The sequence below is a fragment of the Reyranella soli genome, from assembly GCF_007992495.1.
Classification (GTDB): domain Bacteria; phylum Pseudomonadota; class Alphaproteobacteria; order Reyranellales; family Reyranellaceae; genus Reyranella; species Reyranella soli.
Window position 1 is genome coordinate 1 of the sequence record NZ_BKAJ01000219.1, and the last position, 14,562, is coordinate 14,562.

General features: G+C 67.5%; 14 protein-coding genes. 7 read left to right on the forward strand and 7 right to left on the reverse strand.

Annotated features, from left to right (window positions below; translation table 11 throughout):
- Positions 1–55: 55 nt before the first annotated feature.
- From RSO01_RS42575 to RSO01_RS42600, 6 genes are read left to right on the forward strand one after another with little or no spacing between them, the layout of a single operon-like run.
- A complete protein-coding gene (locus RSO01_RS42575; RefSeq protein WP_147156682.1) occupies positions 56–1,042 on the forward strand; it encodes an ABC transporter permease in 987 nt (328 codons plus the stop codon).
- Entirely contained in the window at positions 1,042–1,941 is a 900-nt protein-coding gene (locus RSO01_RS42580; RefSeq protein WP_147156683.1) for an ABC transporter permease, read from the forward strand. The genes RSO01_RS42575 and RSO01_RS42580 overlap by 1 nt, the downstream gene beginning before the upstream one ends.
- The gene (locus RSO01_RS42585; RefSeq protein ID WP_147156684.1) at positions 1,938–2,912 is read left to right on the forward strand and encodes an ABC transporter ATP-binding protein; all 975 of its coding nucleotides are present in this window, start codon (positions 1,938–1,940) and stop codon (positions 2,910–2,912) included. Before RSO01_RS42580 ends, RSO01_RS42585 begins: the two co-directional genes overlap by 4 nt.
- Positions 2,905–3,843 carry an ABC transporter ATP-binding protein gene (locus RSO01_RS42590; RefSeq protein WP_147156685.1) on the forward strand — a complete coding sequence of 313 codons (939 nt, stop codon included), beginning with the start codon at positions 2,905–2,907 and terminating at the stop codon, positions 3,841–3,843. Before RSO01_RS42585 ends, RSO01_RS42590 begins: the two co-directional genes overlap by 8 nt.
- Entirely contained in the window at positions 3,821–5,959 is a 2,139-nt protein-coding gene (locus tag RSO01_RS42595; protein WP_147156686.1) for a hydantoinase/oxoprolinase family protein, read from the forward strand. Before RSO01_RS42590 ends, RSO01_RS42595 begins: the two co-directional genes overlap by 23 nt.
- A complete protein-coding gene (locus RSO01_RS42600; protein WP_147156687.1) occupies positions 5,956–7,698 on the forward strand; it encodes a hydantoinase B/oxoprolinase family protein in 1,743 nt (580 codons plus the stop codon). The genes RSO01_RS42595 and RSO01_RS42600 overlap by 4 nt, the downstream gene beginning before the upstream one ends.
- An 80-nt stretch (positions 7,699–7,778) precedes the next feature.
- Here RSO01_RS42600 and RSO01_RS42605 read toward each other — a convergent pair whose 3' ends face one another.
- Genes RSO01_RS42605 through RSO01_RS42635 form a run of 7 tightly spaced genes read right to left on the reverse strand, consistent with a single transcriptional unit; the run spans position 7,779 to position 14,264 of the window.
- Positions 7,779–8,882, reverse strand: a complete 1,104-nt coding sequence (locus RSO01_RS42605; protein WP_147156688.1) for an isopenicillin N synthase family dioxygenase — start codon at positions 8,880–8,882, stop codon at positions 7,779–7,781.
- A gap of 12 nt (positions 8,883–8,894) precedes the next feature.
- Positions 8,895–10,007, reverse strand: a complete 1,113-nt coding sequence (locus tag RSO01_RS42610) for an extracellular solute-binding protein (protein ID WP_147156689.1) — start codon at positions 10,005–10,007, stop codon at positions 8,895–8,897.
- Positions 10,008–10,023: 16 nt separating this feature from the next.
- Positions 10,024–10,824 (reverse strand): ABC transporter permease, encoded by an 801-nt coding sequence (locus RSO01_RS42615; protein ID WP_147156690.1) that lies wholly within the window; start codon positions 10,822–10,824, stop codon positions 10,024–10,026.
- A gap of 10 nt (positions 10,825–10,834) precedes the next feature.
- Entirely contained in the window at positions 10,835–11,686 is an 852-nt protein-coding gene (locus tag RSO01_RS42620) for an ABC transporter permease (RefSeq protein WP_218037636.1), read from the reverse strand.
- Positions 11,670–12,755 (reverse strand): ABC transporter ATP-binding protein, encoded by a 1,086-nt coding sequence (locus tag RSO01_RS42625; protein ID WP_147156691.1) that lies wholly within the window; start codon positions 12,753–12,755, stop codon positions 11,670–11,672. The genes RSO01_RS42620 and RSO01_RS42625 overlap by 17 nt, the downstream gene beginning before the upstream one ends.
- Before the next feature lie 45 nt (positions 12,756–12,800).
- The gene (locus RSO01_RS42630; RefSeq protein WP_147156692.1) at positions 12,801–13,772 is read right to left on the reverse strand and encodes a Bug family tripartite tricarboxylate transporter substrate binding protein; all 972 of its coding nucleotides are present in this window, start codon (positions 13,770–13,772) and stop codon (positions 12,801–12,803) included.
- Positions 13,773–13,781: 9 nt separating this feature from the next.
- Positions 13,782–14,264, reverse strand: coding sequence for a MarR family winged helix-turn-helix transcriptional regulator (locus RSO01_RS42635; RefSeq protein WP_147156693.1), 483 nt, complete (start codon positions 14,262–14,264; stop codon positions 13,782–13,784).
- A 72-nt stretch (positions 14,265–14,336) separates the two neighbouring features.
- On the opposite strand from RSO01_RS42635, the gene RSO01_RS42640 reads away from it, so the two are divergent.
- On the forward strand, positions 14,337–14,498 hold the full coding sequence (locus tag RSO01_RS42640) for a hypothetical protein (protein WP_246159197.1): 162 nt from the start codon (positions 14,337–14,339) through the stop codon (positions 14,496–14,498).
- Positions 14,499–14,562 lie beyond the last annotated feature (64 nt).

Consider the following 14,562-nt stretch of genomic DNA (forward strand, 5'->3'; position numbering starts at 1 on the left):
CTCGCTACGCTCGGCTTCGGTCGGGATGACGGAATTTGGGAAAGGCCGTCCTGACATGAGAATGGGCCGCCGCATCCTCACGACCCTCCGCCGGACCGCCATCCATGCCGGGCCGACGGTGCTGGGCATCATCGTGCTCGATTTCCTGCTGCTGCAGCTGATGCCCGGCGACGCGGCCGACGTCATCGCCTCGGAATCCGGAGTGGCCACGGCCGAGACCATGGCGGCGCTGCGCGAGCGGTTCGGACTCGACCAGCCGGTGCTGACCCAGCTCGCCAACTTCCTCGGTCACCTGGCGCAGTTCGATCTCGGCTTCTCGCCGCGCTACAACATGCCGGTCCTCGACATGATCATGACGCGCCTGCCTGGCACCCTGTTGCTGATGGTGACGGCGTTGTCGCTCGCCCTGGTGCTGGGCATCGTCGTCGGCTCGGTGATGGCGGCGTGGGCCGGACGCTGGCCCGACCGTGCGCTCTCCGTCGTCGTCCTGCTGTTCTATTCCATGCCGGGCTTCTGGGTCGGCCTGATGGCGATCGTGCTGTTCTCGGTGAAGCTCGGCTGGCTGCCCAGCGACGGCAGCATGACGGTTGGTGCCGATCTTACGGGCTGGGCGTTCGTGGTCGACCGGGCAAGGCACCTGATCCTGCCCGCCCTGGCGCTCGCCTCGTTCTTTGTCGCCGTCTATGCCCGGCTGGTGCGCGCCTCGATGCTCGAGGTGCAGCGCCAGGACTTCATGCGCACCGCCCACGCCAAGGGGCTGCACCCGTTCTTCATCCAGCTCCGCCACGCCCTGCGCAATGCCCTGATCCCGGTCACCACCGTGGCCGGCATGCATCTCGGCAACCTGCTGGGCGGCGCCGTCGTGGTCGAGACGCTGTTCGGCTGGCCGGGCATGGGCCGGCTGGCACTGGAGGCGGTGCTGGCGCGCGATTTCTCCGTCCTGCTGGGCGTGCTGCTGCTGTCGTCGCTGCTGGTCATCGTCGCCAACATGGTGATCGACCTGCTGCACGCCTGGCTCGATCCACGCATCGGGTCCGCCTGATGAGCGTGCAGGCCGAAAAGCTCGCCGAAAAACTGGCGGATGTCGGCAATCGCGCCGCCATCCCGCGCAAGGGCCGGCGGTTGCGCGCCTTCATGCGCAACCCGACCTTCGTGGCCGGCGTGATCATCCTGTCCTTCTTCGTGCTGCTTGCGCTGTTCGCCGACGTGCTGTTCCCCGGTGATCCGCTCGACATGGTCGGGCCGCCCGTCCTGTGGCCGGGCGAGAACCCCGAATTCCCGCTCGGCACAGATTCGCTCGGCCGCGACGTGCTGGCGGGCCTGGTCCATGGCGCGCGCGCCTCGCTGCTGGTCGGCCTGTCAGCCGCCGCCATCGGCCTTGCCATCGGCATGGTGGTGGGCGCCGCGGCCGGCTTCTTCGGCGGCTGGGTCGACACGCTCTTGATGCGCATCGTCGAGCTGTTCCAGACCACGCCCACCTTCCTGCTGGTCGTCGTGATCGTGGCGATCGGCGAGCCCACGATGCAGACCATCGCGCTTGCCATCGGCATCGCCTCGTGGCCAACCGTGGCCCGGCTGGTGCGCGCCCAGTTCCGCTCCCTGCGCGAAGCCGATTTCGTGATGGCCGCGCGCAGCCTGGGCTACTCCAGCCTGCGCATCATCGCCCAGGAGATCCTGCCCAACGCCCTGCCGCCGGTGATCGTCGCGGCCTCGGTCATGATCGCCAACGCGATCCTCACCGAGGCGGGTCTCTCCTTCCTCAACATGCGCGATCCCAACCTGGTGAGCTGGGGCGGCATGATCGGCGCCGGCCGCGACCTGCTGCGCACCGCCTGGTTCCTGACCGCGCTGCCGGGCGTGGCGATCGCCGCCGCCGTGCTGTCGCTCAATCTGGTGGGCGACGGGCTGAACGAGATCCTGAACCCGAGATCCGAGCCATGAGCCTGCTCGCGGTCGAAAACCTGTCCGTCGCCTTCCCGGGCCACGTCGCGGTGCGCGAGGTGAGCTTCGCCATCGAGCCCGGCGAGACGCTGGCCCTGGTGGGCGAATCGGGCTGCGGCAAGTCGGTGACGGCCTTCTCGGTGATGCGGCTGCTGCCTTCCAACGCCCGGGTGGTCTCCGGCCGCATCCTGCTCGACGGCGCCGACCTCATGGCGGCGTCGCCCGCCGAGATGCGCGAGGTGCGTGGCAAGAAGGTCTCGCTGATCCAGCAGGAGCCGATGACCTCGCTCAATCCGGTGCTGTCGATCGGCGCGCAGATCGGCGAGGTGATCCGCCGCCACGAGAAGGTCTCGCGCCGCGCCGCGCGGGCCCGCTGCATCGAGCTGCTCGACCTGGTGAGCATCCCCGACGCCCATCGCCGTATCGACGATTACCCGCACAATCTGAGCGGCGGCATGCGCCAGCGCGTCATGATCGCCATGGCCGTGGCCTGCGGCCCCAAGCTGCTGATCGCCGACGAACCGACCACGGCGCTCGACGTCACGACCCAGGCGCAGGTCCTCGACCTGCTCGACGACCTGAGGCGACGCCTGTCGATGGCCGTGCTGCTGATCACCCACGATCTCGGCGTCGTGGCGCAGTGGGCTGACCGCATCAATGTCATGTATGCCGGCCGCATCGTCGAGCAGGCCGCCATCCGGCCGTTCTTCGCCCGGCCGATGCATCCCTATTCGCGCGGGCTTTTAGGTGCGCGCGTCGATGTCGACGCCGACGAGCATTATTCGGCGAGCCGGCTGAGCGAGATCCCGGGCAGCGTCGGCTCGGCCGCCGGAGAGGCCGGCTGCCCGTTCGCGCCGCGCTGCCCGATGGTCGAGACGGCGTGCCGCGCGGTGCCGCCAACCTTGCTGGCCTTCGAGGCCGAGCGCCACGTGGCCTGTCCGGTGACCCTGGAGGCTGCCCGTGATGGCTGAGCCGCTGCTTTCCGTGCGCGACCTCCATACGCGCTACGCCGTCGGCAAGCAGGTGCTGCGCGCGGTCGATGGCGTCTCCTTCGAGGTCGGGCGCGGCGAGACGGTCGGCCTGGTGGGCGAATCGGGCTGCGGCAAGAGCACGCTCGGCAAGACCGTGTTGCGCCTGGTGCCCTCGGCCGAGGGTGCGATCGTGCTCGACGGCGCCGACATCACCCGGCTCGGCGATTCGGCCATGGCCGAACACCGCCGGCGCATGCAGATGATCTTCCAGGATCCGTTCGGCTCGCTCAATCCGCGCCAGACCATCCGCACGGTGCTCGACACGGCACTCAAGGTGCATCGCCAGGGCAACCGGGCCGAGCGCGAGCGGCGCATGGCGGAGATCGTCGAGCGTGTCGGCCTGCCGGCCGATGCCCTCGATCGCTATCCGCACGAATTCTCCGGCGGCCAGCGCCAGCGCATCGGCATCGCCCGCGCGCTCGTTTTGCGGCCGGCGCTGATCGTGTGTGACGAGCCGGTGTCGGCGCTCGACGTGTCGATCCAGGCGCAGATCCTCAACCTGCTGGTCGACCTCAAGCGCGATCTCGGCCTGTCGTACCTGTTCATCTCCCACGATCTGTCGGTCGTGCGCTATTTCGCCGACCGCGTGCTGGTGATGTATCTCGGCCGCATCGTCGAGAGCGCCTCGCACGCCACGCTGTGGCGCGATCCGCGCCATCCCTACACCAAGGCCCTGTTCGCGGCCGTGCCCTCGACCGATCCGACCCACAAGCGCGGCGCGCCGCCCATCAAGGGCGAGCTCACGACCGACCTGTCGTCGGGTTGTCGTTTCTACTCGCGCTGCCCGGCCGCGACTGATCGCTGCCGCAGCGAGGAGCCCCTGTTGCGTTCCGTTGGAGAAGGACATCATGCCGCCTGCCACTTCGCCTGAAGCCATCCGCCTCGCGGTGGACATCGGCGGGACCTTCACCGACGTGGTGCTGGAGACGCCTGACGCGCGCTACTCCACCAAGGTGCTCACTACCAAGGCCGCCCCCGAGGACGGCGTGCTCGACGGCATGCTGCGCGCATTGAAGCTTGCGAAGATGGCGCCGTCCGCCGTCGGTCTGATCGTGCACGGCACGACGCTCGCCACCAACGCCATCATTGAGCGCAAGGGCGCCAGGACCGCGCTGGTCACCACCAAGGGCTTCCGCGATTCCATCGAGATGGCGCAGGAGAACCGCTTCGAGCAGTACGACATCTTCATCGAGAAGCCCGAGCCCCTGGTGCCGCGCACGCTGCGCTTCACTGTGCCGGAGCGCGTCGATGCCAAGGGCGCGGTGCGGCTGGCGCTCGACGAGAACGCCGTGGGCGAGCTCGCCCAGACGCTGAAAGCCCAGGGCGTGGAGGCGATCGCTGTCGGCTTCCTGCACAGCTACGCCAATCCCGCGCACGAACGACGCGCCGGCGAGATCCTGGCGGCGGCGCTGCCCGGCGTGCGCGTCTCGCTGTCCAGCGAGGTCTGCCCGGAGGTGCGCGAGTACGAGCGCTTCTCGACGACCTGCGCCAACGCCTATGTGCAGCCCCTGATGGCGCGTTACCTGGAGAACCTGCGCAAGCGCATCGCCGCGGCGGGCTTCGGCTGCCCGGTGCTGCTGATGACCTCCGGCGGCGGGTTGACGACGCTGGAGACGGCGGCGCGCTTTCCCATTCGCCTGGTCGAATCCGGACCGGCGGGCGGCGTCATCCTGTCGACCTGGATCGCCGAGCGTTTCGGCATCGACCGCATCCTCTCCTTCGACATGGGCGGCACCACGGCGAAGATCTGCATCATCGACGACGGCAAGCCCATGGCCTCGCGCAGCTTCGAGGTCGACCGCCGCTATCGCTTCATGAAGGGCAGCGGCCTGCCGGTGCGTATCCCGGTGATCGAGATGGTCGAGATCGGCGCGGGCGGCGGCTCGCTGGCCGGTGTCGACGAGATGAAGCGCATCACGGTCGGCCCCGAGAGCGCCGGCTCCGATCCCGGCCCGGCCTGCTATCGCCTGGGCGGCGTGCGGCCCGCGGTCACCGACGCCAACGTCGTGCTGGGCCGCATCGATCCCGACCGCTTCGCCGGCGGCTCGATCACGCTCGATGCCGGGCTGAGCCGCGGCGCCGTCGATGCCCATGTCGGCGCGCCGCTCGAGCTCGACACCACGCTCGCGGCCTTCGGCATCTCCGAGGTCGTCGAGGAGAACATGGCCAACGCCGCGCGCGTGCACGCCGTCGAGCGCGGCGCCGAGCTTGAGGGACGTACCCTGATCGCCTTCGGCGGCGGCGCGCCATTGCATGCCGCGCGGCTCGCCGAGAAGCTCGGCATCGCCGACGTGCTGATCCCGGCCAGTGCCGGTGTCGGCTCGGCCGTCGGCTTCCTGCGCGCGCCGATCGCCTTCGAGGTGGTGCGCAGCCGCTTCGTGCGGCTGGCCAGCTTCGATGCCGCCTCGGTCAATGCCATGTTCGCCGAGATGGAGAAGGAGGCGACCGACGTCGTGAAGCTCGGCGCCGCGCCTGGCGCCAAGATCACGATCAGCCGCAGCGCCGACATGCGCTACGCGGGGCAGGGGCACGAGATCCTGGTCGAGCTGCCCGACGGGCCGTTCACGGCGACCTCGGTCGCCGAGCTGCGCAAACGCTTCGAGGCGGGTTATCGCACGCTGTTCAGCCGCGTCGTGCCCGGCGTCGATGTCGAGGTCACCGGCTGGATCCTGAAGGCGGAAACGCCGGCGCCGGGGCGCTCGGATCAAGCGGACCTCGGGCCTCCAGGCCCACTCATGAGCGGAGCTGGCGCTCCGCGGTCCGACGAGACGCGCAACCTCTTCGATCCGATGCTGCGCGACTACACGTCGGTGCCGGTCTACCAGCGCAAGACGCTGAAAGCCGGGCAGGTCCTGCAGGGACCCGCCGTCATCGCCGAGGACGAGACCACGACCATCATCACCTCGGGCTTCGTCGCCACCCTCGATCCGTCGGGGGCCATCCGTCTCACCGCCAAGTCCGCCGTCCTCCAGGAGGCCGCACAATGAGAGCCAACCATCCGCTGAGCCGCATCGAATACCAGGTGATGTGGAACCGCCTGATCTCCGTCGTCGAGGAGCAGGCGCAGACGCTGGTGCGCACCGCCTTCGGCACGGCCACGCGCGAGGCGGGCGACCTGTCGGCCGGCGTCTATGACACGCAGGGCCGCATGCTGGCCCAGGCCGTCACCGGCACGCCGGGCCACGTCAACTCGATGGCGATGAGCGTGGGCTACGTGCTCGACAAGGTGCCGCTGGCCAAGATGAACGATGGCGACGCCTTCATCGTCAACGATCCCTGGCAGGGCACCGGCCATCTCAACGACATCGTCATCGTAACGCCGACCTTCCGGCGCGGCACGGCGGTCGGCCTGTTCGCCTGCACCTTGCACGTGGTCGACATTGGCGGCCGCGGCATCATGGGTGCGGCGCAGCAGGTCTACGAGGAGGGGCTGTACCTGCCCATCACCAAGATCGTCGATCGCGGCGAGATGAACCAGTGGCTGATCGACATCATCGCTGCCAACGTACGCGAGCCGGTGCAGGTGATCGGCGACATCTACTCGGAGATTTCCAGCAACGAGGTCGGCGGCAAGCGCCTGGTCGCCATGATGGACGAGTTCGGGCTGGAGCATCTCGACGATCTCGCCAAGCACATCCTCGATCATTCGCGCGAGGCGAGCCTCGCCGCCATCAACCGCCTGCCGCACGGCACCTACCACAACACGATGATGGTCGACGGCATCAACGGCAAGTCGATGGAGATCAAGGCCAAGCTCACCATCGGGCCAGATGGCATCGACGTCGATTTCGCGGGCTCGCCCGGCATGGTGCAGTTGGGCATCAACGTGCCGCTTTGCTACACCGAGGCCTACACCAGCTTCGGCGTCAAATGCATCGTGGCACCGCACGTACCCAACAACGCGGCCTCGCTCGCCACCATCCGCGTGACGGCGCCCGAGGGCTGCATCCTGAACGCCAAGCATCCTGCGCCGGTGGCGGCGCGCAGCATTATCGGCCAGATGCTGCCTGACGTCGTGTTCGGCTGCCTGCAGCAGGCGCTGCCTGACGGCGTGCCGGCCGAGGGCACGTCGTGCCTGTGGAACGTGCGGCTGATGGGCGGCATGGGCCGTGTCGACGGCGATCCGGCGGTGTTGCAGAAGGCCACGCCCTTCAACGTCACCTCGTTCCATTCCGGCGGCACCGGCGCCCGGCCCAAGCTCGACGGGTTGTCGGCCACGGCCTTCCCCAGCGGTGTGCGCAACGTTCCGATCGAGATCACCGAGACCATCGCGCCAGTGCTGGTGTGGTCGAAGGAATACCGCACCGATTCCGGCGGCGCCGGCGAGTATCGCGGCGGGCTGGGCCAGATCATGGAGGTCGAGAGCGCCGAGGACATGCCGTTCGGCATCTCGACCAGCTTCGACCGCGTCGTCTATCCGCCGCGCGGCCGCGCCGGCGGCCTGGCCGGCATGACTGGCCGCGTCGAGCTGGCCTCGGGCAAGACCCTGCCGCCCAAGGCGCACTCCTCCATCCCGGTCGGCGAGCGGCTGCGCGTCAGCATGCCGGGCGGCGGCGGCTACGGCGATCCCAGGAAGCGCCCGGCGGCGAAGGTCGCCGACGACGTGGCGCGCGGTCTGGTTTCCGTCGAAAAGGCGCGCGAGCTCTATGGTGTGGCCGTGACGGCGGATTTCGCGGTCGACGAGCCCGAGACGGCCAAGCTCAGGATGGCCGTCGCGGCCGAGTAGTCATACTCACAAAAAGGACCGCGGGCGTCCCGCCCGCCCATGATTCATGGGCGGCCGGGACGCCCGCGGTCCGCGTATGACTAATACTCCGACACTTTGTCCGGATCGCCCTTGGACGGCCAGACGCGGCTGTAGAGGAACAGCAGGGCCTCGCCCGACAGCATCTTGTCGAAGGTCGGCGGATGCTCGGCATCGACGCAGGTCGGCAGCGGCCGGATCAGCGTGTCGTAGTCGGGGTTGGCGAATACGCCCACCGAATAGCGCTCTCGCCCATAGTGGTTGACCACACGGTGCAGGGTCGAGGCGAATCGGTTGTTGGTCCACATCCGCATGCTGTCGCCGATGTTCACAACGAAGCTGTTCTCGACGGGCGGCACGATCAGCCATTCGCCCGACTTGCTCTTGATTTCCAGTCCGCCGACATCGTCCTGCTGCAGCATGGTGAAGCCGCCGGCGTCCTGGTGGGCGCGGCTGTCGCCGCCTTCCAGCGCCGCCTGCGTGTCCTGCGGCAGGTAATGCAGCAGGCGCACCTGGATCAGCGGCTTCTTGTAGAACTGCGCGAAATAGTCGGACGGCAGGCTGAGCCCGCGGGCAAACACCGAGGCGAGCAGGGCGGCGAACTCGGTCATGGTGCTGTGATAGTCGAGCATTGCCTCGCGGAAGCCCGGCAGGCCCTCCGGCCAGAGGTTGGAGCCGTGCAGGGGCTTGCCTGCCTTCACGTCGGGGTCGTCGTCGGGCAGCTCGAGCGAGATCTGGTAGGCCTCGTTTTTGTGCGGCTTGCGCGCCCTCATGCGCGTCGGGTCGAGATGTGGTTGGAAGCCGTCGATCGCCTTGCCGCGATAGGCCTTCTTCTGGCCCGGCTCGTCCATCGGCAGGTAGCCGCGGAAGAGGTTGGAGTTGCCCATGTAGGCCTTCATCTTCGCCTCAAGCGGCAGGGCGAAGAAGCGCTGCGATTGCCGGAAGATCTCGCGGATCTTCGCCGGCGGCACCGGATGGTTGACGATGGAGAGGAAGCCGATGTCACGGCAGGCGTCGTGAACTTCTCTGGCGACGCGCTCGATCGCCTCCTCGTTGCTGCCCGAGAGCGGCGTGAAGTCGATCACCGGCAGCTCGTTGGCATTGGCCCAGCGGCCGAGCTTGGGCGCCGGCATCGCCGCGGCGGGAGTCTGGACGTCGGTCTGCATGATCCTGGTTCCTCAGCTCGACAGGGCGTCGATCAGTTCCTGGCGCGCAGTCGTCGCATTCTTGGCGTACCACGCGATGCCGCCCGGCAGCATCTTGGCATAATTTGCGGGATCGCCGGGATTGATCGCATTCCACTCGGCGTCGAGGAGCTTGGAGGCCTCGGGATTGACCGGCCCGTAGCCGTTGGTCTTGAGCAACTGAGCTTGGCCCTCGGGTTCCAGCGTCGAGTTGATGAACTCCCAGATCGCTTTTCCGCCGGCCGCGCCCTTCGGCACCATCCAGCAGGCGCCCCATGAGATGCCCTGGTTCCAGGTCCAGTCGCACAGGCCCTTGGTGTCCTGCTTGAGCGGCCAGGCGCGGGTGTTGAGGAGCTGGCCGAGATGGGCCTCGCCGTTGCGGAATGCGTTCTGGCCGTCGGCGATCACGTTGTAGTAGATCGCGTGCTCCTTCATCTTCTTGTGCATGTCGAGCGCGCGCTTCATGTCGATCGGATAGATCTTGTCGAACGGCACGCCGTCGGCCATCAGCGCGGCCTCCAGCACGCCATCGGGCTCGCGCCGGAAGGCGCGCTTGCCGGGGAACTTCTTGAAGTCCCAGACATCCTTCCAGCTGGTCGGCACCTCGCCGCCCCACTTCTTGGTGTTGTAGGTCAGCACCATCGCATAGATGTAATTGCCGATGCCCCATTCGACGGCGTGCTCGGGACGCACCTTGCTCTTGTCGATGATCGAGTAATCCATCTTTTCCAGCATGCCCTCGGGGCCGAGTTCGAGCGCCGTATGGAGGTTGCGGTCCATCACGTCCCAGGTGACCTTGCCGCTCTGCACCATCAGGCGGATGCGGCTGGTCGATGGGCCGGTGCCGTCGATCGCGACCTTCCGGTCGGGATACTTCTTCAGGTAGGGATCGACCCAGGCGTTCTTCATGCCGCGGATCGCATCGCCGCCCCAGTTGACCAGCACCAGCTCGCTCTGGTCGGCCATTGCCGGCTTCAACCTGGCGCCGATCGGCGCCAGGCCCAGCACCGCACACATGCCGAGGAAGATGCGGCGCGGATAGACCTTGCCCTCGGTGCGCTCCACGAACTGCTCGATGTCGTCCAGTCGATCGCGATAATCCGACATTGACCGTTCCTCCTTGTCAGGCGGCCGGCGTGCTCTCCGTCCGTCTCGCCCCTAGCGACAGTTCCGCGGTGAGGATCAGCAACGTGAACAGGATCATGCCTGTCGCCACCACGGCGATGACGGGATCGAGATTGTCGTTGATGCCGTCCCACATCCGGCGCGGCAGCGTGAACAGGGCGCGCCCACCGATGAAGATGACAACGATCAACTCGTCCCAGGAATGGATGAAAGCAAAGATCGCGCCTGACAGGACGCCGGGCATGATGTTGGGAACGATGACCCAGCGCAGCGTCTGTCCGACCGAAGCGCCGAGCCCGCGCGCGGCCTGCTCCAGGCGCGGATCGAGATTCGAGAGCGAGCCCGACACGGTCAGCACCACATAAGGCAGTCCCGTCACGGCGTGGGCGAGCACGACCCCAAGCGCGGTGCCCACCAGGTCGAGCTGCACATAGAGGCGGTAGATGCCCAAGGCATAGACAATCGTCGGCACCGCCAGAGGCAGGATCATCGCGGTGCGCACATGTTCCGATATGCGTGACGACAGACGCCAGCAGCCGACAGCGCAGAGTGTGCCGGCGACGACGGCCATCGCGGTCGAGACGGTGGCGATCCAGAGGCTTTGCCAGATGCTCGACAGCCATTCGCGACTGGTGAGGAAGGTGCGCCAATGCTGCAGCGACAGCCCTTCTTCAGGCAGCGAGAGATAGCGTGTGTCGGTAAAGGAGACCGGGATGACGATGAAAGCGGGCAACGCCAGCAGGCTCAACACTGCCCACGCCAGCGCCGCCATCGTGCCGGAAATCTGCAGCGTCTTCATGCCCCAGACCTCATGCTCCAAACAGTCTCTTCACGTCGACGACGCGCGACAGCGCCCACAGCGCGCCCAGCACGGCGATCATCAACGTGGTGGCGAGCATGGTGCCGAGCCCCCAGCGCAGCGTGTCGTTGATCTGCACGGCGACATATTCGGCGATCATCAGCACCTTGCCGCCGCCGAGCAGCGCCGGCGTGACGTAGAACCCGAGCGACAGGATGAAGACCAGGGTGCCGGCGCCGATCAGGCCGGGCCGCGTCAACGGCAGGAACACCATGCGGAAGGCCTGCAACCGCGAGGCGCCGAGGCTGCGCGCGGCGGCGACCAGGCCGATATCGATGCCGCGCATGTTGGCGTAGAGCGTGAGGATGGCGTAGGGCAGCATGACGTGGATCATGCCGATCAGCACGCCGGTCTCGTTGCGCACCAGGGCCAGTGGCTCGTCGATCAGACCCATGGCCATCAGCGCGTTGTTGACCGGGCCCGAGCCGCGCAGCAGCGTCAGCCAGGCGAAGGAGCGCACCAGCACCGAGATCCAGAACGGCAACAGCACGCAGAACAGCATGAAGCGCTGAGTCCGCGAGCTGGCCGCGCGCATGGCGTAGGCGACGAGGTAGCCCAGCAGCAGAGCGACAGCCGTGGTGATGGCAGCGATGCGCAGCGTCGTCAGCAGCGCTCTCTGCACCGAGCTGCTGGTGAACAGCATCGCATAGTTGCCGAAGCCGGGCTTCGGATCGGTGACACTCGTCAGCAGCACGTCGGCGAGCGGCACAAGATAGATCAGCAGCAGCATCGCCACCGCCGGCAGCATGATCAGCCAGTAGGCAGTGCGACCGGTGGGGCGACGCTCAGCGAGCGAGAGCACGGCAATCCTCCGCCCGCCAGCCGATCTCGACGGCGCTGCCCGGCTCGATCGCGCCCTGTCCGGCCGCGTTGGGCAGCTTGATCACGAAATCCTCGCGCCCCAGCGTCATCAGCCGCACGCGCAGCTGGTCGCCGAGGAAGGTCGCCTCGACGACGCGTGCGGGAAAGCGATTGGTGCAGCCCAGCGCCGCGGCGCCCAGCGCAACCTTCTCGGGCCGCAGCACGAGGTCGGCCTCGCCGCCGGCGGCGCAGGTGCCGACGGCCGCGGCGACGATGGTCTCGCCGGTCGGCAGGACCGCCTTGCACTGTGCGCCGTCGCGCTGCGCGATGGTGGCGGCTAACGCGTTGCTCTCGCCCAGGAACTGCGCGACGAACAGCGACTCCGGCTCCTCGTAGAGACGGCGCGGCTCGGCGACCTGGCGGAGCAGCCCGGTGCTGAACACCGCCACCCGGTCCGACATGGTCATCGCCTCGACCTGGTCGTGCGTGACATAGACCATGGTGACGTCGAGCCGACGATGAAGCTGCTTCAGCTCGTACTGCATCTGCTCGCGGAGCTGGCGGTCGAGCGCGCCCAGCGGCTCGTCGAGCAGCACCAGCCGCGGCTCGAAGACCAGCGCGCGGGCCACGGCGACGCGCTGTTGCTGGCCGCCGGAAAGCTGCTGCGGCCGGCGATCAGCTAGCCCCTCCAGCCGCACCATCGCCAGCGCGCGAGCCACCTTCTCGCCGATCGCCGCGCGCGCGAGGCCGCGCACCCGGAGCGGGAAGCCGATGTTCTCGCCCACGGTCATGTTCGGGAACAGCGCGTAGTTCTGGAACACCATGCCGATGCCACGCTTATCGACCGGCACTGTCGTCACGTCCTCATCGCTGACGAAGATGCGGCCGCTGGTCGGCTGCTCGAAGCCGGCCAGCATGGTGAGCGTCGTCGTCTTGCCCGAGCCCGACGGACCGAGCAACGTCAGAAACTCACCAGTCTGGACGTCGAGATTGAGCGTGCGCACGGCATCTGTCTTGCCGTCGTAGCTCTTGCTGACATCGGTGAAGCGGACCAGCGGTTTGGCGGACACCGCCCGCTTTGAGCGAATTCCGTGCCAGCACCAGTGCCGCGGCGTCTACTCCGGCTTGATGCCCTTTTCCTTGATGAGGACGCCCCAGCGCACCGATTCCGACTTCACGAAAGCGGCGAACGTCGCTTGGCGGTTGCCGATCGCCTCGGCGCCCAGCGCCGCCATCTGCTCGTCCACCGGCTTCGATCGCAGCACGGCGGTGAGGGCGGCGTGCAGCTTGGCGCCGATGTCACCGGGCGTGCCCTTGGGTAGGAACACGCCGTTCCAGCCGACCATTTCGTAATCCGGCACACCCGCCTCCGCCATGGTCGGCAGCTCGGGCACCAGCGGCGATCGCTTGCGACTGGTGATGGCGAGCGCGCGCAGCTTGCCGTCCTTCACCATCGGCAGGGTGCCGGGCACGTTCTCGATCATGAAGGCGATCTGGCCGGCCACGAGGTCGGCCAGCGCCGGCGCGCCGCCCTTGTAGGGCACGTGCACGGCATTGATGCCGGTCATCGACTTCAGGAGCTCAGCCGCCAGGAACGGCGTCGTGCCGACGCCGCCCGAGCCGTAGTTCAGCTTGCCGGGGTTGGCCTTGGCGTAGAACAGGAATTCCGGCACCGACCTCACCGGCAGCGAGGGACGCACCACCAGCATCAGCGGCGCGGAGTTCACCATCGTCACCGGCACGAGGTCGACGAGCGGGTCGAACGTCATCTTGGCGTAGAGGTAGGGAGCCACCATCAGCGCGGTGTTGGCCATCAGCATGGTGTAACCGTCGGGTGCGGCCCTGGCGACGATCTCGGCGCCGATATTGCCGCCGGCGCCCGGCTTGTTGTCGACCACCACCTGCTGGTCGATCTTCTCGCTGAGACGCTGGGCCACGATGCGCGCCATGATGTCGAGCACGCCCGCGCCCGCCGCAAACGGCACGACGTAGCGAATCGGACGGGAAGGCCACGTCTGGGCGAGCGCCGGCGTTGCTGCGAGCAGCGAGCCGAGAAGTGCACCGCGACGGGTGAGGATGCCGGTCATGCCGGACTCTTACTTGCCGCCGTTGAGCTCGGCAACGCGCGCCAGCAGGACCTCGCCGGAGCGTTCGAAGAAATCGAGCAGGGTCGCGAGCTCCTCGCGGCTGTAGCCTGCCAGGATCGCCCCGATGGATTTCTCCAGCGGCGAGAACAGCGCGCCGATCGGGCCGATCTTGTCCTCGCGCACCCGCACCAGGACCTTGCGCCGGTCGTTGGCGTCGGCCATGCGCTCGACCAGGTCGAGCCGTTCCAGGCGATCGATCAGGCCGGTGACGGCGCCGCTGGTGAGCCCAGTGCGGCGCGCGATCTCGCCCGCCGTCGACGGCCCGTTCAGCAGGATGAGGTCGAGGCATTCGAGGTCGCTCGAATTGACTCCGACCTTCTTGGCAATCGCCTGGCCGTGCAGCACGCCCGCTGCGGAGGAGCGGCGCATCGCCGGCATCAGGCGGCCGACCAGGGCCTGCTTGCCCTCTTGACTCGCTTTCTTGGTTGCCATATCTCTCATTTACTAAGATAAATAGCCATCAAGATAATGGCATATCGTCAACCGTCTTCCAAGGAGCAAGCCGTGAGTCTGACAACGCATTCTTCCCACGATTCCTTCGACCGCCATGCCGCCGAGGCGGTCATGGCCTGGCATGGCTGGGGATCGCCGATCGGCCTCAGCATCGCCCTGGTCAGCGTCGGCATCACCGCCGTGCTGCTCCGGTTCGCGATGTTCGGGCTCTAGTAGCTCTGCACAGTGATCATGACGGGGTGGCGCGGGGCCAATGAGATTGCCAGCACTGCTGGCA

Excerpts from the sequence above, each read along its gene's own strand:
- RSO01_RS42575 (WP_147156682.1), top strand. The coding sequence starts at position 56 with ATGAGAATGGGCCGCCGCATCCTCACGACCCTCCGCCGGACCGCCATC.
- RSO01_RS42580 (WP_147156683.1), top strand. The coding sequence starts at position 1,042 with ATGAGCGTGCAGGCCGAAAAGCTCGCCGAAAAACTGGCGGATGTCGGC.
- RSO01_RS42585 (WP_147156684.1), top strand. The coding sequence starts at position 1,938 with ATGAGCCTGCTCGCGGTCGAAAACCTGTCCGTCGCCTTCCCGGGCCAC.
- RSO01_RS42590 (WP_147156685.1), top strand. The coding sequence starts at position 2,905 with ATGGCTGAGCCGCTGCTTTCCGTGCGCGACCTCCATACGCGCTACGCC.
- RSO01_RS42595 (WP_147156686.1), top strand. The coding sequence starts at position 3,821 with ATGCCGCCTGCCACTTCGCCTGAAGCCATCCGCCTCGCGGTGGACATC.
- RSO01_RS42600 (WP_147156687.1), top strand. The coding sequence starts at position 5,956 with ATGAGAGCCAACCATCCGCTGAGCCGCATCGAATACCAGGTGATGTGG.
- RSO01_RS42605 (WP_147156688.1), bottom strand. The coding sequence starts at position 8,882 with ATGCAGACCGACGTCCAGACTCCCGCCGCGGCGATGCCGGCGCCCAAG.
- RSO01_RS42610 (WP_147156689.1), bottom strand. The coding sequence starts at position 10,007 with ATGTCGGATTATCGCGATCGACTGGACGACATCGAGCAGTTCGTGGAG.
- RSO01_RS42615 (WP_147156690.1), bottom strand. The coding sequence starts at position 10,824 with ATGAAGACGCTGCAGATTTCCGGCACGATGGCGGCGCTGGCGTGGGCA.
- RSO01_RS42630 (WP_147156692.1), bottom strand. The coding sequence starts at position 13,772 with ATGACCGGCATCCTCACCCGTCGCGGTGCACTTCTCGGCTCGCTGCTC.
- RSO01_RS42635 (WP_147156693.1), bottom strand. The coding sequence starts at position 14,264 with ATGGCAACCAAGAAAGCGAGTCAAGAGGGCAAGCAGGCCCTGGTCGGC.